Genomic DNA, 21,401 nt, shown 5'->3' with positions numbered 1-21,401 from the left:
GTGAAACGCCTACGTGCTGCGGCCATGCTGATCTCTACTTTCAGTGAACCCTCATTTTAAGAGGGCCCACTGTCCGAGATATCCGCGGCAGCTCACACCGTCCGCTCCGCCTGATAAGCCTCCACCCGGGTGGCCAACGTGCCGGCCACCCGCAGGACCCGGGCAGCCTGGTCGCGTAGATCCCGGTGAAGTTGCCCGTGACACACCGAAACACCCGAAGTGGGTCCCGCTTAGATTGCTCTGGTGGGTCCTACTAACGCTGCCATAGTCACCCCACCGCACGATGCCGGGTACGTGGCCATCCACACCTTTCGGACGTCCCACAATCCGCCTCCCTGATCGAGGTGCCGCTTCCCCCGGGTGAATCCGCCCCCTACCCCTCGTTCTCGACCTCCCCGGTCCCGCCCACCACCGTGCGCCCCCCGAGCGGCTGAGTCGGCCGAGCATTGTGACGGTGCACCTCCTCAAGCGTGTCGATCTGCTCCGCAGACATCGAAATCGGCGTACTCAACACCACCCACTGCACACCCTCCGTACACGGCGGGGTGGTCAGACTGCCCGAGTACTCATAATTCTCCAGCGACGCCGGCAACACGCCAGCAACATCGAGTACCACCTCGTCCTTATCCGCCGGGTGGGTCGCCGCCTCGATGAACGGCACCAACGCCTCGGACGCCTCCCCTTCGGATACGAGGATGCCCAGCACCAGTAGGTTGCCGTCTACATCCTTGTGCACCAGGTGCAGCTCGGCTGCGGCAGGCTGACCCCCGACGGTGTGCTCCGACGGCACGTGGGCATGCATCTGCTGCAGACTAAACTCATCGCCGGCGAACGTGAGAGTCTCACCCTCACCATCGGTCTCGACCTCAACGGCATGCCCAGAGTCGAAAACGTCACCGTCCACAGCCTCCACGGCCAAATCAATGCTGGTTGTGGTCACGGGAACAGTCAACGGCAAGTCGATCGGGGACTGCGCGGTTCCCGCTGCACACGCCTCGAAGCTGGAGTCCACCGCCCCCCACGACGCCGGGCCGCTCTCCCCGTCATACGACCACTTTGCCGCCTCCGCCACGGGCGCCGCACTCGGTTCCGGTGCAAGCTGCGCGCAACCGGCGAGGGTAACAGCGGCCACCGTGAAAGCTGAAGCGGTGAGCCAGGATCGTGCCGACATAAAAACTCCAAAAACTGCATAGAAAAACGCCACACCAAACATGTCGCGTGACGACACTCCACAAAGAACCGCCCTCCCGAATCATCCTCTCCCCGAGGTCGCCAATGAATTCATCGAATATCCGACGTACAAACCTTCTGACCGATGGCCTTCAATCACCAACGCTGGCGAGAACCATTCGACAGGGCGCCCGTCTCTGGCAATTCATTCTTCCCAGGAACACGCTCGTAAAGCACAGGATCGTTGCCCCGAACGGGCTTCCATCTGGCACGAGAAATCGAGGGGGCCCACCATGAACACCTCCACAGGAATCCGGTTCTAGAGCAAGCCAGAAACGAACACAATCCCACGGCCCACCCCAACGCTCAGTGTGCGGCGCTCACTACGCCGCTTCGCCGAGGTACTGCCACCGATTCTCCGGATTGAGCAAACCAGCACCCACCAACTCGAGCGCAGCCCGGTGATCAGCCAGGTTCGTGCTGGCCCGCGGATACCGCGGCCACACCCGCTCACCCGGCCGACTCGCTTCAAACAAGGGCCGGCTCGACACGTGTGGGCGCCGCGGCCGACTCCGGGGGGCTGACATCATCGTGGTCAGCTCGGCTTGCCACCACGCCCACACCTCCCTCTCAACCCGATACCGCTCCGCCCGAGCCACAAGAGTCCCCAAAACGCCCAACTGCAGCGCCGCCTGATTCCGAAGATCCTGCTTCGACCTCGCCCACCCATCACGGTGAACAACCAGGAGCTTATGACGACGAAGACGACTAAGGATCGTGGCCGTGTGCCGAGCCGTAACACCCAGAAGACGAGCCGCAGTGTCAATGGTGAGGGACGGGTGCTGGCGCAGCAGGGCGTAGAGCTTCCCGGCCAGGGGGCCCAGGCCCCGGCGGGTGAAAAGGTCGTGGCGTTGGTCGACGAGTTGTTCCTCGAGCAGGGCGACGAGATGCGTCCGGGTGTTAAAGAGCTCAGCTGCAGAACGACCTGGCGGCAACGGGATTTCGTGCGGGGGGCGGGGGTTATCTAGTGGTTGTGACCGGACTGTACGGGGGGCTGTGGATAACGTGGAGGCTAGGCGCCATTCGGCGGCGTTGCCGTCCTCGCTCGCACTAACCCGCTCGACGTAACCGGCCTCAGCGAGGGCTGTGAGGGCGTCGGCTGCGGTGGTCCGGCCCAGGCCTCCCATCGGGCCAAGATCCCGGATGGCGGCGGCGACCGTGCGTTTGCCGGTCTGCAGGGTGAGATAGGCCAGGGCGCGGAGAATGGTCTGCTGATTCGAGGACGCCTCGCTGCGACCCCACCGGCCCGGGCTCACCCGAAACCGAGTCAAAAGCGCCTCCACGTCAGTCACGATCGCGTCCAACTCCGACAAGTCCTGCGGCTCCCGCAGCGCCGGCAGCGGGCGCTGGAGCGCGGCGTACTGCTGGGCCTTATCCCATTGGCGGCCCAACCGGGCCCGGGCCTCAGCCTTGCTACGGGGGCGGCGGTCGCCGCGGCCGGTGTTCTTCGTCCGGAAGTGTTCCAAACCCGGGGCGGTCTTGATGGCGTGCTCGACATCGACGAGCTGCCAGCCCGCGTTCGCGGCCGACAGCAGGCACATGAACCCGGTCCAGCTCGGGTTACTGCCGCCATCGACGGTGGCCATGTGGGCGGTGCCGGCCGTACTGAGGCGCCGGTGCGCCTGGTGGCGCGCCGTCACGGGGCCCGACGGGGCGCTATCTTCCGCACGGAGGGACGGCTTCGCCGCCTCGAGCACCGCGGCCAGGGCGGCCAGGTCCGCGGTCGTGGTCGACGGGACGATCAAGCTGTTCAGGCTGCCGCGGAGGACCGTGGAATGGCTGCCGTCACGGTGCGGGGACAACGGCGGCCGCGCAGCACCCGTAACAGCGTTGAGCAGCATGCCGTGGTCCAGGCGACGGAAGTTCGCCCGCGCCGCACTGGCCACGGGGGCGACGGCGAGTTTCGGAGCTCCGCCCTGGAGAGCGAGCCAGATGTGGCGGCCCCCCGTCCCGGAGGACTGGCACACGACGTGCTCGATCGAGAGGGCATCGAGTGTGCGGGAGAGGACGTCGCACTCGTCGACGGCTTCCTCCATCAGCTCGGCGTCGACGCCGTGCTTGTCCTTGCCGTCAAAGTCAAAGCACAGGACCCGGAACAAGCCGGTCTCATCGGCCAGGTTCATCGCCCACGGCGTCGTGGGTTCAGCCGGTCCAACCCGGTGGATCAGGGGGTAACTGTTCTCGTCCACCCGCCCATATGCGTCGCGCTTCATCACGCGTACCTGATCGCGCGGACTCATCCGGCGCGTCAAAGCCCACGCTGTCCACACTTCAGTGGACACGCCAGACACACCAGACACGCCGGACAGAATTCCGGGTGCATTGTGGGGTACGTGCGCTATGCTCTGGGACATAGAGAAACCTCCCGTGAGGGCTGGTGATCTGGATTAGCTCGAACCTCGTCGCCGGCAAGCAGAAGAGGGTTTGAGCTACGAAACTTGCAGTAGCCCGTCGCGAAAGCGACGGGCTCTTTCGTTTAAGCAGCGGGGATGAGCAGCTCCTCTTTGGGGTCGCGAATGAGGTCGAGGACGGGCAGGTGGCCCTGGTCCGCGAGAGTTAGGCGCAGCAACGCTTCCAAGTAGATACCGGTGGAGACGCCGCTTGCGGCTGCGGCTTGATTGACTACCGCGCGGATCGCGGGGTCGACTCGTGTTTGGAACAACACCGTGGGGGTGTGGTCCCGACGAATCCTGCTTCCCTTTGTAACGGCCATGGAAACGATCTTGTCGTTAAACCCATTCAAGAGTGCGCGCCACGCGGGAGCGACTCGATTAAAGCTGTGATTGTCCGAGGAACTCACCCAGAGCGACGTAGAGCTCTGTGACGCGTTCTGGGATGACTGTGTAGCGCACCCATTGGCCGCTTCTGGCTTCACTGCGCGGGGGAGTGGACTCGATGAGTCCCGCAGTCTCGAGCGCAGCAAGGTGATTGGACGCCGTCGGCGGGGCGATGCTGAGCGCTGTGGCGATATCGGAGCGGGTGCATGGCCCGTTTTCGCGGATGTGCTTGAGGATTGCCACTCGAGCCCGGTTCCCAAATGCGTCGATCGCGGCCTCCACGAGTTCATCATGAGGGGGACGCACATAGCGGGGCATTGTGCCATTCTGCCCGACCTCCGCCCTCTTCCATCGTTGACGACGTCAACCCTAATCATTATATGATTAGCTTATGACGAAGTCGAGCAACCGGGCGGCCCAATACTCTCGCCCAGTGGGGGAGTGGTCAGCCCAGGACGAACTCGAGGACCTGCCCGAAGTCGCGGGTCACGAGATCCCGTCGCGCGGTGAACATCGTTCCCGGTGGCCGGCGCAAGACATCGTCGGGGGCATCGTCCTCGATATAGCCCATGCCCCGAAGATCGATCAGGGCCGCGTGTACCGCGGGGCGACTCATCGTGTCTCCGATGGCATCGAACAGCTCTCTGTAGCTGAGCGGCTTGGGCAGCAGGGCACGGAGCACCAAGACGCGGGAGGGCGCGGAAAACAGCTCCTGGAACAACGCCACCCGGTCAGGGGCATGCTTCATCAAGTTGTCATCGCGGGCCATGCGCTCAATTCTGGCCTGGATCACCCCCGGTCACGGGCGCGCCGCGACCGCACTGCAGTTAATGCAAACTCATCTATTTACGTTTGCAACCTAAACAACCCGCGAATGTCAGTGGCCGCCCGTAGGTTCGAAGCTCTATGCGCTCCGGCCACTCGCCCGACAACCCACGTCATTCAGGCGGTTAGGACCACATGCACAGGCGGAACACACCCCCCGTTCAGGTGCCTCATCAGGAAAAAAGACGAGAGACTAGTCGAGGCCTAAAGGGGCTCCTTGTTTCTCTTTGCCACTTAGTCAAAATTCGAGAGGACATACCGCCCATGAGTGATACAGGTCGCAGCGCCCCCAGCGACGTCTTCGGAGCGGCAGACCGCGCCGGAGACTACATCGAGGAAGACACCAACCTCACCACCCCGGCACCCCCTCGACGCCGACCCAAAACCACAGGCAGCACCCCCGGAGAACCAGAGCAGTCTGCCGCGCCGCTGCCGGCCGCTGCACAGGAGACTGCCACTGCGGCGCCGTCTGGGTCGGCCGCGCCTTCATCGACGGCGGCTGCCACCGTCGACCTGGCCAGCACGTCGGTGCTGTTCGGCGGTTCCGCCGCCGGTCTCGCTGCCGCGTCACGGACGACGACGCCGGCCAAAGCCACGACCGGGTTTCGCGGGGCCCTGGCCAACCTGGGGTTGCCGGTTGGGCCTGGTGCCGCCGAGCTGGGGGAGCGGCGCCGTACGGAGCTGCGCACCACGCACGAGACCACGGTGCGGCAGGCAACCTGGACCCGCGCGGTCTCGATCCTGGTGAACAATCCCAAGGGCGGAACGGGTAAGACTCCCACCGCCTTGCTGCTTGGGGGAGTGTTGGCTGCGATCCGCGGCGGATCGGTCGCGATCCTCGAAGTCTCTGACGACCCCGGCGCCCTGAACTTCCGCGCCGAGGGTAACCCCCTGCTCGGCCTCGGCGAGCTGGTCCGCGACGTCGACCAGGTCAAAACCGCCGGCCGCCTCGCCGGATACACGGCCCCGCAAACATCCTTCGCGTCCGTGATCGGATCCACCGGCCGCCGCGACCTCCTCACCGGCGAATCCGTCGTCGCCGTCTCCCATGTCATCGATGACTTCTACTCCATCCGCGTCATGGACTCCGGCAACGTCCCCACATCTTCCGCGTTCCGCGGCGCCGTGTCCGTCTCTGACGTCCTCGTGATCCCCGTGATGAACGCCGGCGACTCTGTCCTCGAAGCGATCCAGCTGCTCGAGGAACTGCGCGCGGCCGGCGGCGCCTCCGCGGAACTCGCGAACCGGGCCATCGCCATCCGCCTCACCGACGGGCGCCCTGAGAACGACGCCGTCCGGCACGAAGTCGAGCGGCTCCTCAGCCAAGCGGGCGTGTCTGCCCTGCACGAGATCCCCTACGACTCCCACATCGCTGAACGCGGACAACTCACCCTGGGAAGCCTCAATCCCGCGACCCGGGACGCGTTCGTGGCAGCAGCCGCCAGCGTGGTCCGGGCCCTGCAAGCCGCGGTCTCCGCCGCACCCACACAGAACCGGAAGGCCTAACCCCATGCACGACCTCATGCTCCAAGCAGCGATCGAGAACCCCCTCGACGGGATCCTGCCCGACTTCTCCTTCGGCGGTGCCGAGTTCACCGCCCTGTGGCAGAAACTCATCGCCGCCCTCTGGGCCATCGGGATCCTCGTGTCCATCGGCTTCCTCATCTTCGGCATCGTGGCCATGGCCGGCGCCTCCGGCGACACCAACCCCAACCCCCAAGCCCACGCCCAAGGACGCCGCAAAGCCGTCTGGGCGGGTATCTCCCTCGCCGCCCTCGCCGGCCTAGCGATCATCGTCGGCGCCGTCCTCTCCTTCGCCGGCTAACCACCACCACCTCAGAGCTAAGGAGCCCCACCATGCGAATGGTCACAGCATCCGGCCGAAGCCGCTGGCCCATCGTCATCGGGGCCGCCGCCCTCGTCCTCGCAATCGGCGCAGGCATCACCTACACCGCCACCCGACCCACCCCAGAACCAAACGCCGCACCCAACACGGCCACGGCCACCCCCACACCCACCCCGACCCGCAGCACGGGGAGCGGGGACAACCAGGACGACGTCGCACCCACCGGATGCCTCGGCGGCCAAGACCGCAACGTCAACATGGTCCTGACCGCCCAGGCGGACGCCAAACAGACGACCTACGGGGCCGTAGAAGTCGCCACGGCATTTGAGCGGTGGTTCTGGCAATACCCGTACCCGGCGGCCACGGAAAGCGATGAAATCGGATCGAAGGTCATGGCCTCGACGGCAAACGCAGCGTGGAAGGACGTCACCGCTCAGTACACGGGAGCAGGAGACGACCCAACCCAGGGTGTTGTTGCCCCAGGAACCCCCTTCCACGTGTCGACGACCAACGGCCTGTGGCGTGTAACTGAGGACTCCACAGCCGATCGAGTCACCGTCGAGCTGGCCGTCGGCTACGTCGTGAACGGGGAGCTCAGCCCCACAAAGGTCGCGGGCTTGGGCCTCGTACTGGTGTGGGAAGACGGCGGATGGCACGTTGAATCAGGCACTGTGGTCGACGAGACCAAGCTCTCCAACGGCGGAAACCGCTACACCGGCGGCTGCTGATGCGCCCGGCCATCATTCAGGCGGCGGGTGCCGACTGCACCCTCGGCCCACTCCTCTGCAACGCTCAGAACCTCGGCCAGGGCGTCGCCGACGCAGTCGGCGGAGTTGGCGCTGTCGTGAACACGGCTGCTGGGGTGGCGGACTTTTGGTCTGACCCCGCCGGGAACTCCTTCAAGTTGTTGCAGGAAGCCGCCAAGGGTCTCTCCGACACTGTTCTGCCAGCGCTCACGCATGCGACGCTTCCGGACCTGACGGCGGATTGGTTCATTCAGGCGTACCGGGTGTCGTTTGCCCTGGCGATCTTCGTGTTCGTGGCCCTGCTGATCCCGCAGATCGTGCGCACCGCGCGCGGCCTCCAGTCCGGCCGGGAGCTGGGGGAGTCCCTCACCCTCTACGGGCCCGCGTTCATTCTCGGGGCCATGTTCGGGCCCGCGCTCGGCGCGTTCCTGGTGAAGTTCTTCGGAGCCCTCTCCGACTCGTTGATCGCGTGGGGTGTCACCAGCAACTCCCAGACAATCGTGGCCAAGTTCTCCACGATGCTCTCCGAGGAAGACGGTGCCGGCCTTGCCGGCGGCGCCGTCCTCGGCGTGATTCTGATGTTCTTCATGATCCTCGGCCTCCTGGTCGTGCTCCTGATGCTGATCGTGCAGCTCATCACCCTGTACTTCTCCGGCGTGCTCTTCCCGCTGGGGTTCGTGTGGATCGTGGACCCGCAGAAACGGAAGTTCGGGTCGAAGATCGCGTACCTGTGGTTTGGGATCCTGGCGTCTCACCCGCTGCTGTTTTTCCTGCTCGCGATCGCGTACAGCATGATGAGCGCGCAGGTCGATGCGTTCTCCGACACCCCTAGCCTTGCGAAGACCGTCACGCTGGTCGTGTCGATCTTGGCGTTGTTCATGGCTGGTCTCGCCCCGCTCGCGTTGACGAAGTTCGCCCCCGTGATTCCCACCGGTGGTGGCGGTGCCGCCCCCGCGGGCCCAAATATCGGGTCCCAGTCGATGCAGCAAGCCGACGCCAAATACTCCGACAACGGCCCCGAACCCTCCTCCAGCGGAGGCGGCCGGGCGAGTGCACCGTCCGCAGGCAGCTCGAGCAGCGGCAGTGCCGGTGGCGGTTCGGCTGCAAGCGAGGGTGAAGCGGCGACGTCGTCGATCTCCGAGGCCGCGGCGGTCGGCTCCGCTACGGGCGGGGCCACCGCCGGTGCCGGCGCCGCGGCAGGCGGCGGCGGTGCGGTCGCTGCCGAGGGCGGGATGGCGGCCGCGGGTGCGGCGGAGTCCGCGACCGGTGCGGGGGCTGCGATCGGTATCCCGACGATGATTGCCGCCGGTGCGGTGGCGGGGTTTGAGGCGACGAAGAAGGTCACTGATTCGGTCACGGACGCGGCCGTGGCGCCGGTCGAGGAGCACGAGGAACATTATGGAAAGGACTCCGTCTAGTGAGTGACACCCCGCAGTCCCACATCCGCTACCTGGGCGGTGAGTCCGGGCACCGCGGGTTCTTCGGCGGCACCGCCTCCAAAACCCGGATGATCCTCCTCACCGTGTTCATTGCCGGGGGCATGGTCGGTATGGTCATCGGGGCTGGTCTGCCGGCACTGATCGTGGCCGTGTCGGGGGTGGGCATCACGATGCTGACCACCGCCCGCACCCACCGCGGCACTGTCCTCGAGCGGCGCCGGAAGCGCGCCCGTGCCCGCGCCCGGAAACGGCTCGGCACGGACGAGTTCGTGCCCTACGAAGTCGGGGCGTGGGACCAGCTCCAAGAAGCCATCCTCCAAGGCACCAAAACCGAGAAGCAGGCCGCGGAACGCGCGGCGGTGACGATGCGGGCGAACCCGGACGGCGCCGACGGTATGGGCTGGCTCCAATACGCCTCCAACATGCCCGGCATCGCCTGGCACGCCCCGATCGGTGAGGAACCCTACCTGTCGGTGGCGTTCTCGGTGTCGGGCCAGTTGCGGGGGATGGAGACCGCGGCCGCCCTCACCCGGGCGGCAAACGCATGGGGCAAGTTCCTGGCCCGCCGCGCCGCCCCCTCCTCCCTGATCCGCAACGTGCAAACCCTCACCCGGGTGTTGCCGCCGGACTCCGCCCGGCAACAACTGTGGGTGAAGACCCGCCTGGAACCCGTGCAGGAAACCTGGACGGAGGCGCAGCGCGCCTCGTTTGAGGCGCAGAAACTCTCCTACGACGAAGTCATCCGCAAATCCAGTGCCAACGCGATGGTGCAACGCCACTACGTCGTCGTGTCCTGGCCGTTGACCCAGCAATTCACCGACGCCGCCAGCAAATACGGGCCGGGGAGAGACGCCTGGCGGGCGTTGATGGCCGGGCAGATTCAGGCCACCGAACAGGGCTTGAACGAAGCCCGGATGGGCGACGTGCAGGCCCTCACCGCGAAGCAAACCACAGCCCTGATGCTGCACCAGCAGAACCCACACCTGCCCATCGACCTCACCCGCACGGTCGACCCGCTCCGGGCCGGGATCGCGTCCCGGGACGAGTTCTCCGCGCACATCGTCGACGACATCGACCCCACCACCCTCGTCATGACCGGGGCCGGGCCGGTAGCGCCTCCGGTGACGTGGTGGCACCGCACCGCGGCGATCCACGGTGAGAACCTCGCCGTCGCCGGCCGCAGCCCCCTCTGGTCCCTGGACTTGTTGATCGGCCGGGAACTGAGCTTCGTCCGCTCGGTGTCCTTCCACCTGCACCTGGTCCCGGCCGGGCAGGCGAAAGCGAAAGCGCGCGCCGATGTCGTCCGAGACCTCGCCGGGGTCCTCGCCGACCAGCAGAAGGGCCGCCTCATCTCCGACGACAGCACCACCCGCATGTCTGCCGCGCAGCGCCGCTCCGCGGACCTCGCGGCCGGATCCCACCACCACGGCGTCGACTGGATCGGATTCGTGACCATTTCCGCGCCCACCCGCTCGGGCCTCAGCCACGCCTCCCGCCAACTCGAGGAAGCGTGCGCGACGGGCCTGGGCATTGAACGACTCGACTGGCAAGACTCCTTCCAATCCGCCGCCTCCGGCACCACCTGGCCGATCGGCCGGGGCCTTCGCCCCGCGGCCGCAACCCTGGCAACCCGGGCCATCAACCGCCTCGCCGGCCGCACCGAGAAGGACGCCATCTCATGACCCACCCCACACCCCGGCACACGGACACCCCCGGCCAACGCACCCCACCGGTGCGAAAGCCGTGGTACGGCACTGTCCCCGGTTTGAAAATTTTCCTGACCCCGACAGCCACAATCCCGCCCGCCCTCACCGGCGAAGCTGATGCCACCGGTTCGGACGACGCCGGGGCTGGCGTTGCGGTGCCGGGTCGACGGCCGGTGGATGTGCCTCCGTTTGAGCGGCCCGGGTCTGTACTGCGGACCTCGCCGGGGGCGGCGGCGCGCGGCTGGTACGCGCCCCGCCTGGCCGGGGCCCCGTCCACGACCCGGCAAGCGGAGATCCTGAACACGGGCATCATCGGCGCCCCGACCGGCATTGACGGGGTCGTCAACGGCACCGACACGCTCTCGTCCACGATGATCAGCCACGACGCCCCCACCGCCTACAACGCCACCCCCCGGAAACTCACCTCACCCAACGTCCTCATCATCGGCACCGTCGGGTCCGGGAAGTCCTCGTTTACGAAAACGGTCATGGTGATGCGGCCATTACTGCTGAAGCAGCATCGGGCGGTGGTGTTCGACAAGAAGGACGAGGGCGGCGAAGGCGAATACGCCGCCCTCACCCGCCGCATGGGCACCGAACCCCTTCGCTTCGACCCTGACGGGTCTGGGACACGGTTCAACCTGATGGACCCCCTCATCGCACGGGGCACCGGCCTCCAAGGTCAAATGCTGCTCATCAACGCTGTCGCCCGCATCGCCCGCGGCGACACCGCCGCCACCGAATGGGAAGAGAAAGCCACCCGGTACGCCCTGCAACTCCTGTTCGAGAAATTCCAGGACACCCACCGGGCCGCGACCACCACCGACCTGATGCCATTCCTCGGTGTGGTGCCCACCGATCAAGGACTCTCCGGGGACGCATCCGAGCGATTCCACCAGGCGGGCCTATCGATCCGGTTCGGCCTGCAAAACCTCCTCGAAACGTACGCCGGCGTCTTCGACGGCGAGACCAGCCGCCACGTCGACCTCTCCCACAAGCTCACCACGTTCGATATTTCCCAGCTCCCCGACTCCGGGCCTGCGATCCCCACGGTGATGGCGATCGGGAACATGTGGCTGATGGGGCGCCTGCGCGAAGAACGCGGGTTCGTCACGAACGTGATCTACGAAGAGGGCTGGCACATGATCGGTGGCCCCTCCGCGCAGCTGGTGAAATCCAACCAGAAACTCTCCCGGTCCCTCGGCATCTCCAACGTCTTCGTCATGCACAAAGGCACCGACATCCCCGCAGATAGCCCCGGTTACACCGTCGTCCAAGAAGCCCAAACCGTGTACGCGTTCCGCCAAGACCGGCCCGAGGACGCTAGGTGGGCGCAAGAAACCTTCAACTTCGCCCCTGACACCGCCGCGACGCTGATGGGTTTGAATCCGGGGCACTGCGTGTTCAAGTACGGGTCGAACCCGGAAACCCATATCCGTCACATCCGCTCGGACTGGGAAGTGGACGTCACCAACACCGACTCCGCCATGGCCGCCGGCAACGCCACCACCTAACCCGCCCATGCAGAAAGGCATCCTCGGCACCGGGACAGTGCTCCTCCTCGTGATCATGTTCACCGGGCTGCTCCTGATCACCGGCGGCGGCCCCGGCACCGGGGCCTGCGCCGCCATCGCGGCGAACCCGCAAGGCGCCGCCGAACGCTCAGCGGTCGCCGGGTATCAGGGCGACCAGCTCGTCAACGCGGCCCTGATCATGAACGCCGGCGCCACCGCCGGCGTCAACGTGCAGGGGCAAACCATCGCCGTGATGACCGCGATGGGCGAATCCACGCTCCGGAACCTCACCTACGGCGACGCTGTCGGCCCCGACTCCCGCGGCCTGTTCCAGCAGCGCGACACCTGGGGCACCCTCGCCGAACGCATGAACCCCACCCAAGCCGCCACCTTCTTCTTCCAGCGCCTCGTCACAGTCCCGAACTGGGAGACACTGACGCCCACTGCCGCGGCGCACGCGGTGCAGATCAATGCCGACCCGGACCACTACACGACCTACTACGACGCAGCCCGGGCCGTCGTGACCGCGCTCACCACCGGGGACGCAGCCTGCGCCGCCGGCGTCAGCGGTGACGCGCGGGCGTTGGCGGCCGCCCTCGTGGTCAAGATTGATGCGGGCACCATCACCGGGTTGTCGCCGGATCACCTGCGCGAGATCCGGTGGATCGCCGACGGCGAGACCCGCCCGAACTGCGGCATCGACACCCGCATCCTGCAGGTCATCACCATCGCGACGAACATGTTCGAGCGGGTCGGGATCTCCGACATCAACCGGGCCTGCACCGGCCAGGTCCTGGGCTCCGGGCTCTCCTCACCGCACTCCGCGAACGGCGGCGGTCACGCCGTCGACTTCTACTCCTTCGACCGGATGCCCACCACCGGCGCTGACGCGAACGCCTTGAAGCTGCTGAAGGCGCTCAGCCCGGTGATGCCGGCCGGGTCCGGCGCCGGCCAGAACCAGTGCCGCGCCGACACCGGCGTGAGCCTGGACCTGTCGATGAAGCAGTTCCGGGACGACTGCAACCACGTCCACATCGCCGTCGACCCGACCAGCACCGACCCCTTGAAACTCAGCAACTAATGCCCCACACCCAGGCGCACCGCGCCATCCCCACTCACCGACAGACCGTGTTCATGGCGGCAAGGAGAACCCCGTGATCGATTGGAAAGCCCGCATCATGACCGGGCTCCTCGCCGCCCTCGCCGCCGCAGGCCTCCTCGTCGCCGTGCATGCCGGCGCGATGATCACCCCCACCGGCACCGTGTATCCGTGGAACCCCGCCGCGTTGGCCGGGGACTTCCTCTTCCGGGACGCACCGTGGCCACCCGCCGCAACCTGGACGAGCCTGGTCGCACTGATCCTCGCCGTCGCCCTGTTCGCATTCATCCTCGCCAAGCAAGCCCAATGGGCGTCAACCAAGCGCAACAACGTCGCGCTCCGGCACATGGCCACCACCCGGCAATCCGCCGTACTGCGCGCCAAGCTGCGGGCCAAGGAAGCCGCCCAGCTACACCCGGCCGCAGTGAACCTGCCGGCGGGGGAGCGGGTCGGCCGCCTCGTCGGGCGGGGGAACCGGTGGGTGTATCAGGGGTGGCGGGACCTGGGCGTATACGTATTCGGAACCGGCCGCGGCAAAACCTCCGCCCTCGTCATCCGGCACATGCTCGAAGCCCCCGGGCCCGCCATCATGACCTCCAACAAAGTCGACGGCGTCCGCGAAACCCTCACCGGCCGCGCCGGCCACGGGCAGGCGTTCATTTTCGACCCCAACCGCATCTACCGCCTCGACCCCGCACCTGATTTCGTCTTCAACCCGCTCGAGTACATTCGCAGCGCAGCCGACGCCCGCGAGCTCGCCGCGATCTTTGAAGCCTCCACCCGGAAAGCGTCCGACCGGGGCGGGGATTCCCAGTTCGATACCGCCGGGCGGGACCTGCTCGCGTACTTCTTCTACGCCGCCGCCCTCGAGCACGAACCCCTCTCCCAAGTGTTCGCCTGGATCGCCCGCGCTGAGGGGCACGACGTGCAGCAGATCCTCGCCCGGCACGGGAAAACCGGGCCCTCCTCCACCATCGAGGGGATCCTGAGCTGGCCCGACAAGACCAAGGGCAGCGTCTACGCGACCGCGCAGCGGATGGCGTCAGCTCTCGCCGACGATGACCTCCTCGCCTGGACCGACACGGCCGGGGTCCGCCGGTTCGACCCGGCAGAGTTCATCACCAGCACCGACACCCTGATCCTCCTCTCCAAAGACGGTGAAGGATCCGGCGGCGCCATCCTCACCGCCCTCATCCGCGCCATCTGCAAAACCGCCGAAACCGCCGCGCAACGAAACGGCGGCCGGCTCCCCGTCCCGCTCGTAATGGAGCTCGACGAGTGCGCGAACATCGTCCGCTGGCCAGAACTACCCTCGGTGTATTCGTTCTACGGGTCGATGGGCATCATCCTCAACTCCTACTTCCAATCCCGCGCCCAAGCCATCGACGCGTTCGGAAAAGACGGCTGGCAAACCCTCTGGGACGCCGCCGCCACCCGCGTCTTCGGCGGCGGATCCGGCGACGACGACTTCCTCCGCTCGCTAGCCGCCCTGATTGGTGAACACGACGAAATCACCTACGGCAGCTCCACGAGCAAAGACGGCCACCAATCCACCTCCACCAACACCCGCAAGGTCAACACCCTCGACATCGCCGCCCTCGGATCCCTCCCCGAATGGCGCGCCATCGTCTTCAGCTCCAAATGCCGCCCCGTCATGGTCAACACCGTCCCCTGGTTCCGCGACAAAACCCTCACCACCACCATCAACCGCACCACCCTGGCACCGGTTCCGGTTCCGGTCCCGGTTCCGGACGACACCATTCCCGCGGAGGCGGCCGCCCATGACTGAGTACGACGACTACGACTCAACCGACACTGATGAAGACGCGGGCGACGTTCGCCAGATGTTCCTCGACTGGCTCGCCGGCCACCTCGCCACCGTCGAGGTCGTCGGCACCAAACCCACACCGTGGTGCACCCAATGGTGGCTACACCCCGAAGTCGTCGCCCGGTTTAAGGCCCTCTGGCAGGCCAGCATGCAAGCGGACGCCAGCGTCATGGACGGTGACGCCGGCGCCGTGTCGTCCTGGTGGATCAACCACTGGGACCGCCACGCCGCCGTCATCTTCGACAAAGGAAACGGGCCCTTCCGCGACTGCGACCCCGACCAAGGACACCTCCACCGCCGCAAGGACACAACCGCCCAGATCGTGCCGGCGTCGATGCCGCCGGACGACGTCGAGCTCAGCTGAGGGGGACACCGTGTTTTTTAGAACGTACCCCGACAGAAATTAATCAATAATCGACGATTTGTCAGCGCAACCGGGCTGTTCAACGGGGGTTAGAGCACTAGATCTACCGACTGCGACTATCGGAAAAATGGCCTCGAAGGGATGTCTCGCGGTCGACCGATTGCAGCGAAGTGAGTTGGTGGCACCGTCAGCAGGTGGCCAGCATGGTGTTAATCGCGGTCTTCTCCGCGGAGTCCATTGACAGGCCCCATCCGTATTTCACGTGCACGACGTGCTTGGCGTAGGTGCAGCGATACGAGGCCAGCGGAGGCTGCCACTCCGCCGCGTCCCGGTCGGATTTCGACGCGTTGACGTTGTCGGTGACCGCGATCAGTTGGCCGTCGCTGAGACTGTTGGCGAACTGCTGGCGCTTGCTCGACGTCCAGGTTGACGCTCCGGAGCCCCAGGCCTCAGACAGTGCGACGACGTGGTCGATGTCAACATCCGACGACGCGTAGTTCCAGGCGCCGTCATAGACGGAGTACCAACTGCCCGAGGTCGCTGAGCAGGTCAAGCTGGTCACGACGTCGACGCCATCCCGCTGGAGCACGATCTCTCGCGTGTCGCAGCTACCGGACTGCGTGGACCAGTGCGGGAAAAGGTCTCGGGAGTACCCGGCCGAACCCGTCTCCACTTTGGTGGGGATCGCGGCCAGCTCGCTGTTGATCGTGCTGAGCGCTGGCGGGTCCGGCGGGGAGGCGAAGGCCTGGGTGACCGTCAGTTGAGTCGCCACAACAACAAGTGCACCGACAAGTAGCAGGGCGGGGGACGGGCGTTTCATCGAGACTCCTCGGATCGACCGCGAATCGGAATTATCGATTCATCGGCATGTCTCGATCCTCTCGGGTAGCCGGTCGGCACCGCAGGCCTTTGCAGGTGAACACCCGGCAACTTCCGCACGAGGGCTATCAGCGTCCACACCGAAGCGCACCAGCGTGGCCTGCCGCCGTTCACCACGCTCCACGTGCCCCGCTCCATGACCGACGGATACCGCACAGTTGCCAAAACCGTTCCTGTCTTGAGCGACGTCCTCGACCATGAAGCTGCGCTCTCCCTGGTCAACGCGATGCTGCTGCCAGCCCTCAGCGCCGAAATCGAGGACGGAGCCTGGGACCCATCACAACAACAGTGGGTCCGCCCAAGCTGACCGGTACGAGACCCGCGACCGAGCCACGAACTTGCCCTCAGTAGGCGCGGCGAAATCCTCCACAGGCGAACCGCGAGTACCGTTACGAATCGGAGTCCCCCCACTCCAACGATTAGCCCCGGTACTCATACTCGTCTGCCCCAGGCGATACATGCCGGGGCTTTTTCGTACTCCGTAGTTCGGCCACGCGATAGGAGGTAGGCAGCCGCTGGCAGGCCGGGCATGCGTGAAGCCAAGCGCCATCACCGCCACTTTATAAGGGCTTCTATGATCGAGTAAGCGATCTGTTTACTCGGGGCTATATTGTTCTATTTATGGAGCTTTCGACGAATCCTTTCAAGCCCGGTGCGGGGCGGGTGCCGCCTGTTCTAGCAGGCCGCTCTGACCTGCTCGGTGAATTCCGCACACGGCTGCACCAGGCACGGGAAACGGGGGAGGGGGAGAGGCCGTGGATCCTCTCCGGGCTCCGCGGCGTAGGGAAGACCGTGTTGCTCAATCAGCTCGGACGAGACGCGGCCGAGCTGAAGTTGATCTTCATCAAAGTCGAGGCCTCAAGCAGCAAGCCCCTGGCCGGCGCGCTGGCCAAAGAGCTCCACCTCGCACTTCGACGAGTCCTCTCAAGCTCTGACCGTGCCAAAGCGCTCTGGTCCAAGGCCGCCCGCGTGCTCCGTTCATTCCAAGTGCGTGTCGACCCGTCCGGGACCTACTCCTTCACTGTCGACGTTGAACCGGAGCGCGGCGTAGCCGACAGCGGCGATCTCGCCGTCGATCTCCAGGAGTTATTGGAGACCATCGGGCTTGCAGCGCGTGAGGCCAACACGGTTATCGTGCTGGCCGTCGATGAACTCCAAGAAGCCTCATCCGAGGATCTCGCGGCTCTCAACGTCGCCCTGCATAACCTCGGTCAAGACGTCTTCCCCGTCCCGGTCGTTTTTGTCGGCGCGGGGTTGCCGTCCCTGCCTGCCGTGCTCGCTGACGCGACCAGCTACGCGGAGCGCCTCTACGACTATCGTCAGATCGGTTTGCTCGACACCGCCGCTACATCTGACGCACTCACTGCCCCGGCCCGTGCCAACGGAGTCGACTGGGAACCTGACGCCCTGGACGCCGCAGTGACGGCTTCGGGGGGATACCCCTATTTCATTCAAGCTTGTGGCAGTCATGTCTGGGCCGTCAGGGCCACGGACACCATTTCTCTGCAGGACGCCCACATCGGGATCGAGTCAGCGCGAAGTGAAGTGGAACAAGGCCTCTATCAATCGAGGTGGGAGCGGGCTACACCGACTCAGCGGGCATTCATGTCCGCAATGGCCACCGACGACGATGCCCCCTCATCAATGGCCGAACTCGTGACCCGGTTACGGAAGAAGCGCACTACAGACCTCTCCGTCAATCGCCGAGACTTGATCCGGAGCGGTCACATCTACACGCCAGAACGCGGTTTCGTCGCCTTCACCGTGCCCGGCATGGCTGACTTCATCAGCAGACAAGGGGAGTAGCCCCGAGTCATCTTGGTGGCCACCCGCCAATTTGCCAGCAGCCTGCTGAGAAATTAGCGTCTCGGCAGTCCAGGCACCCGCGAACGTGCGCATGTGCTGACGGTTGCCCGGTGGGAACCCGTTCATCTGTGGGAATTCGATTCGCCGATCCCCCCATATGCCCGTGCAGACGCGGGCCGCGGCGTCCGACCAGGAAGTGAATCGTCGCGTCAAGCGCGGGTGTAGCGCGACGCGAGTTGGCGCAGGGTGGCTTCGATGCCGGCGGCGTTCTTCCGAGGAACGCCGAGCAACTCGAAGACCTTGCCCTGCACGGCTGGGACGGTGCTGTAGTCGAAGGTCTCAGTGACGCGCGAAGACGTGGGCGTGAGCGGCGTGAGTTCCCAGCGCCACCGGTGGCCCGCTGGGTGACGCCATTCCAGAAGCCGACCGTCTTCGAAGCGCGTTACCGTGCTGGTGATGCGATACGGGACGCCGAACTGCTTCATCGCGACCGAGAATTGTGCTCCCTGGCTGAGCCGCCGCGGCCCCGACACCGTGTCGCCCACGGTGTCCGAGCCGTCCAGCTCACCGTGACGGCGCGGATCAGCCACCAACGCGAAGACGTCGTCGGCCGAAGCCGGCACCTCGACAGTGCGCGCGACGCGGCGCGGACCTTGCTCAACCTGTTCGACCGTCATGCTGCCCAGCCTAGGCCGCGGCTACGTAGGACCGCGCCGCGGCCACGACCTCTCGGGAACGTCCCTCTGAGAGCGCTTCGGCCGGCGACGCATCAACCAGTTCCGGGTTCATACCCATGACCCACGCCCGAACAACGTCAGCCGAATGAACGGAGCTGAGAATTGCGAGCACCTGAAATGTGTCCCTGGGAGCTTGTCACTCGCCTGCGGCGGTCGCAGGCGCTCTGGCGCACGATCGTTGGTGCTCAACTGCACGATTGGGTAGTTGCTCAAGGGCCTAAATACTCACCGAGGTGGCACCATGGCCCCACAACACGCTTCTCGCCAACTCGCCCAGTGGCCCCGTACGTCAATAACGCTGACCTCCCAGAAGTGCGAATACCCAGCAGTCGTCAGATGCGACGGTGAAACCACGCCTGCCACGGGCGGGGAGTCCGTGTCTAGGAAACGGCCGATTCATCGAGCTGTGCGGAGAATGAAGCGAGCCAGGAATCGATTGCATCGAAGATGGCTGGTTCGGGGAAACGTGCGCTCAAACTCGCGGCCATGTGTTCCCGGACGATGGTGTCGTTGCCCGCGGAATACATGTCGATGAGGTACCGGATCCCGTCGTGAACGACGGCGCGGATTTCTGGTCTTTCGGCCACGTGTTTGAGCATCGTTTCAGCCATTTCGGCTCCATCGGTGACCATCATGAGGAGGGCTATGTCGCCTGAGTCTTTGGGACGGAGACGGTCAGGCCGTTTCTCAACGTCGGCCAGCCGCTCTGACACCTTGTGGGCTTTCGCGATGAGAAGGGCGGCCGGGCCTGCAACGTTGACATCGACGGTGAGTTTAGGGTCACCGTCAGTTGTCGAGATCCGGGTCACGGTGCGGTCGTGGATGGCCAGTTCGAGGCCATACGCGCGGGTTGTTGCGCTCTTCTGCCCGAGGATTCGAGCGGAGCGTCCTTTCGAGCCGGCGTAGGTTTCGGGGACTAGGAGGTCGACTGTCGTGCGCTGCTCCCATGGGAACCCTCGTTCACTGACTAGGCCATAGATCCCTGGCCGTTCAGGACGCGCCGGCTCGAGCCCGATCCCGGCCAGGAGTTCCATGATCTTCGGGTCCTCAGCGATCAGGACGGGATTGACTGCGAGGTCGCCGTCACGAGTGGATTCCATGTCAATGGGTCCCCACTTCTTCTGCACCCACACATGGACCGCATGGGCGCCGACAACAGTCACGGCATCCGCATGCTCACCCAACGCAATGATGGTCGTGATCAGGAGCCGCCGAGATCGCTCAGCGCCGTATCTGGCGTCTTCGAATCCGAGCGCCACTACGCCGCAGCTCCGGCTTCGGTCATGCTGGCTCGGGCAGCGAGCTGCGGCAGGAAGCTTCGTGCGACGTCGGCTTGCCGGCCCGGCGAAGCGAGCGCGTCGAGCATGCCCCATTCGGGTACGAGCATTGCGGTGCCGTCGACCCAGCGGGTGAATCTGCGCACGTTCTCCGTGATCGGAAGCACGATGACGCTGGACCTGGCCGTTGGCGACATCAGCGGGAGGTCATCGAGATCCTCCGGCCGCTCTACGTAGACAACTGGCGTAAAGGAATGTGTGGATGTCATGTCTTCGGCCACGGCCTCGAGGGACGAGACCGCCGGATTCGCGCCGCGTTCCTCCAGGTACCGGACGAAATCACCGATCGGCCGGTCCAGGGCAAAGATCCGTACCCCGGGCCGCTTGGTGGCCGGAGCGAGAGTGGCCGTCTGCGCGAGCTTCTTCACCAGGCGGCGCCTCTCGACGCTTGAGGCGTTCTGGATACGCTCCACCGCCGCCGCGTAGGGCGCATCGCTGCCCACGTCAGCGAGCGTTCCCGAGAGTGTGAACCCCGCCCCGGAAGCGATCTTCTGCAGCATCGAATAGGTCGGGTCAACGATTCCGGCTTCGATTCGAGTGATCGTCGACGCGGGCACTCCTACGAGTTGAGCAAACGCCGTCTTACTCAGTTCTCGCTTCAGGCGCATGCGAGTGACAATCGAAGCCGCAGACATAGTGATCACAGGCTAATGCTACGCAAGCCATTGCATATATGCAATGAATCTCATTGCAGGCACGGGAGATACCCGTTGCACATATGCAAAAAAGTGCGCCGCGCGAAAAGCAAATAGTCCGTTTCCGCCGCCAGCGGACAGGGCTTATTTTCCGAACACGGTGCCGCAGCTTGGGGTGAGGAACCTACCCCTGAGCCGCGAAGGACCGGGCGGCCGCAATAATTCTCGGGCCAACATCATCAAGAGGCTCAACGCGCAACAGGGCGGCGGGGGACTGATCGCCCAACTCCGGATTCATGCCCTGGAACCACGCCTGGACTACCTTCGCGCTATCCCGTTCAATCAGAATGCCGGCCACATAATAAGAGGTACGCAGCCGCTGCACGACGTCCGCGCCCGGCGCGCGCGAGCCATCCGCCCACTCACGCACCGAGCGCGTGTTCGACACACGGCCGAGGTAGGCGACGAGCTGAGCGCCGAGGATCTCCCGGAGACCCGTGACGATGCCCCCGGTGTTCAGCCGCACCGAGTCCTCGTAGGGGGCATTTGAGAAAACGGAGCTCAGAGTACGTTAGGGCGCTTCCTCAGCGTTCGGTGGCGGGGATCCACCGGTAGAGCGTGGGGATCGAGACG

General features: G+C 65.4%; 21 protein-coding genes. 11 read left to right on the top strand and 10 right to left on the bottom strand.

The features are described 5' to 3' along the window. Positions 1-373: 373 nt before the first annotated feature. From IWX89_RS17280 to IWX89_RS17265, 4 genes are all read right to left on the bottom strand, one after another. Positions 374-1,171 carry a carbonic anhydrase gene (locus IWX89_RS17280; protein WP_196904776.1) on the bottom strand — a complete coding sequence of 266 codons (798 nt, stop codon included), beginning with the start codon at positions 1,169-1,171 and terminating at the stop codon, positions 374-376. Between the two features lie 382 nt (positions 1,172-1,553). Continuing rightward, complete coding sequence (locus IWX89_RS17275; protein ID WP_231383453.1) at positions 1,554-3,443, bottom strand: hypothetical protein; 1,890 nt, start codon at positions 3,441-3,443, stop codon at positions 1,554-1,556. A 558-nt stretch (positions 3,444-4,001) separates the two neighbouring features. Then, the gene (locus IWX89_RS17270) at positions 4,002-4,325 is read right to left on the bottom strand and encodes a helix-turn-helix transcriptional regulator (RefSeq protein WP_196904775.1); all 324 of its coding nucleotides are present in this window, start codon (positions 4,323-4,325) and stop codon (positions 4,002-4,004) included. Positions 4,326-4,452: 127 nt separating this feature from the next. Next, the gene (locus IWX89_RS17265; RefSeq protein WP_196904774.1) at positions 4,453-4,776 is read right to left on the bottom strand and encodes a hypothetical protein; all 324 of its coding nucleotides are present in this window, start codon (positions 4,774-4,776) and stop codon (positions 4,453-4,455) included. Positions 4,777-5,096: 320 nt separating this feature from the next. On the opposite strand from IWX89_RS17265, the gene IWX89_RS17260 reads away from it, so the two are divergent. From IWX89_RS17260 to IWX89_RS17250, 3 genes are read left to right on the top strand one after another with little or no spacing between them, the layout of a single operon-like run. Next, on the top strand, positions 5,097-6,338 hold the full coding sequence (locus IWX89_RS17260; RefSeq protein WP_231383452.1) for a ParA family protein: 1,242 nt from the start codon (positions 5,097-5,099) through the stop codon (positions 6,336-6,338). Positions 6,339-6,342: 4 nt separating this feature from the next. Further along, positions 6,343-6,657 (top strand): hypothetical protein, encoded by a 315-nt coding sequence (locus IWX89_RS17255; protein ID WP_231383451.1) that lies wholly within the window; start codon positions 6,343-6,345, stop codon positions 6,655-6,657. Positions 6,658-6,689: 32 nt separating this feature from the next. Then, the gene (locus IWX89_RS17250; RefSeq protein ID WP_196904772.1) at positions 6,690-7,406 is read left to right on the top strand and encodes a hypothetical protein; all 717 of its coding nucleotides are present in this window, start codon (positions 6,690-6,692) and stop codon (positions 7,404-7,406) included. Here IWX89_RS17250 and IWX89_RS17245 read toward each other — a convergent pair. Next, entirely contained in the window at positions 7,388-7,639 is a 252-nt protein-coding gene (locus IWX89_RS17245) for a hypothetical protein (RefSeq protein ID WP_196904771.1), read from the bottom strand. The genes IWX89_RS17250 and IWX89_RS17245 overlap by 19 nt on opposite strands. Before the next feature lie 48 nt (positions 7,640-7,687). Here IWX89_RS17245 and IWX89_RS17240 point away from each other — a divergent pair, with 48 nt between their 5' ends. The 6 genes from IWX89_RS17240 (at position 7,688) to IWX89_RS17215 (ending at position 15,374) form a co-directional block, all read left to right on the top strand. Beyond that, positions 7,688-8,842, top strand: coding sequence for a hypothetical protein (locus IWX89_RS17240; protein ID WP_196904770.1), 1,155 nt, complete (start codon positions 7,688-7,690; stop codon positions 8,840-8,842). Next, positions 8,842-10,545 carry a hypothetical protein gene (locus IWX89_RS17235; RefSeq protein WP_196904769.1) on the top strand — a complete coding sequence of 568 codons (1,704 nt, stop codon included), beginning with the start codon at positions 8,842-8,844 and terminating at the stop codon, positions 10,543-10,545. Before IWX89_RS17240 ends, IWX89_RS17235 begins: the two co-directional genes overlap by 1 nt. A gap of 203 nt (positions 10,546-10,748) precedes the next feature. Next, entirely contained in the window at positions 10,749-12,083 is a 1,335-nt protein-coding gene (locus tag IWX89_RS17230) for an ATP/GTP-binding protein (protein WP_196904768.1), read from the top strand. A 7-nt stretch (positions 12,084-12,090) separates the two neighbouring features. After that, a complete protein-coding gene (locus IWX89_RS17225) occupies positions 12,091-13,164 on the top strand; it encodes a hypothetical protein (RefSeq protein ID WP_196904767.1) in 1,074 nt (357 codons plus the stop codon). Positions 13,165-13,237: 73 nt separating this feature from the next. Next, a complete protein-coding gene (locus IWX89_RS17220; RefSeq protein WP_196904766.1) occupies positions 13,238-14,971 on the top strand; it encodes a type IV secretory system conjugative DNA transfer family protein in 1,734 nt (577 codons plus the stop codon). Beyond that, positions 14,964-15,374: a DUF4913 domain-containing protein gene (locus tag IWX89_RS17215; RefSeq protein WP_196904765.1), complete on the top strand. Its 411-nt coding sequence runs from the start codon at positions 14,964-14,966 to the stop codon at positions 15,372-15,374. The genes IWX89_RS17220 and IWX89_RS17215 overlap by 8 nt, the downstream gene beginning before the upstream one ends. A gap of 187 nt (positions 15,375-15,561) precedes the next feature. On the opposite strand, the gene IWX89_RS17210 is transcribed toward IWX89_RS17215, so the two are convergent. Next, on the bottom strand, positions 15,562-16,194 hold the full coding sequence (locus IWX89_RS17210) for an HNH endonuclease family protein (protein ID WP_196904764.1): 633 nt from the start codon (positions 16,192-16,194) through the stop codon (positions 15,562-15,564). Between the two features lie 195 nt (positions 16,195-16,389). Here IWX89_RS17210 and IWX89_RS17205 point away from each other — a divergent pair, with 195 nt between their 5' ends. Together IWX89_RS17205 and IWX89_RS17200 are read left to right on the top strand one after the other, a co-directional pair. Next, entirely contained in the window at positions 16,390-16,560 is a 171-nt protein-coding gene (locus IWX89_RS17205) for a hypothetical protein (RefSeq protein WP_196904763.1), read from the top strand. A gap of 314 nt (positions 16,561-16,874) precedes the next feature. Further along, positions 16,875-18,059, top strand: a complete 1,185-nt coding sequence (locus IWX89_RS17200; protein WP_196904762.1) for an ATP-binding protein — start codon at positions 16,875-16,877, stop codon at positions 18,057-18,059. 209 nt (positions 18,060-18,268) lie between these two features. Here the strand turns inward: IWX89_RS17200 and IWX89_RS17195 are convergent, their stop codons facing one another. The 4 genes from IWX89_RS17195 to IWX89_RS17180 all read right to left on the bottom strand — a co-directional run bounded on the left by IWX89_RS17195 (position 18,269) and on the right by IWX89_RS17180 (position 21,294). Further along, complete coding sequence (locus IWX89_RS17195) at positions 18,269-18,736, bottom strand: SRPBCC family protein (protein ID WP_196904761.1); 468 nt, start codon at positions 18,734-18,736, stop codon at positions 18,269-18,271. Between the two features lie 440 nt (positions 18,737-19,176). Beyond that, on the bottom strand, positions 19,177-20,055 hold the full coding sequence (locus tag IWX89_RS17190) for a hypothetical protein (protein ID WP_196904760.1): 879 nt from the start codon (positions 20,053-20,055) through the stop codon (positions 19,177-19,179). After that, a complete protein-coding gene (locus IWX89_RS17185) occupies positions 20,055-20,741 on the bottom strand; it encodes a helix-turn-helix transcriptional regulator (protein WP_231383455.1) in 687 nt (228 codons plus the stop codon). The genes IWX89_RS17190 and IWX89_RS17185 overlap by 1 nt, the downstream gene beginning before the upstream one ends. 211 nt (positions 20,742-20,952) lie before the next feature. Continuing rightward, complete coding sequence (locus IWX89_RS17180; RefSeq protein ID WP_196904758.1) at positions 20,953-21,294, bottom strand: hypothetical protein; 342 nt, start codon at positions 21,292-21,294, stop codon at positions 20,953-20,955. Between the last annotated feature and the right edge of the window lie 107 nt (positions 21,295-21,401).

It is taken from the genome of Cryobacterium sp. MP_M3 (assembly GCF_015752155.1).
GTDB lineage: Bacteria > Actinomycetota > Actinomycetes > Actinomycetales > Microbacteriaceae > Cryobacterium.
The sequence above is the reverse complement of the archived record's forward strand: the minus strand, read 5'-3'. Positions and strand labels throughout refer to the sequence as shown.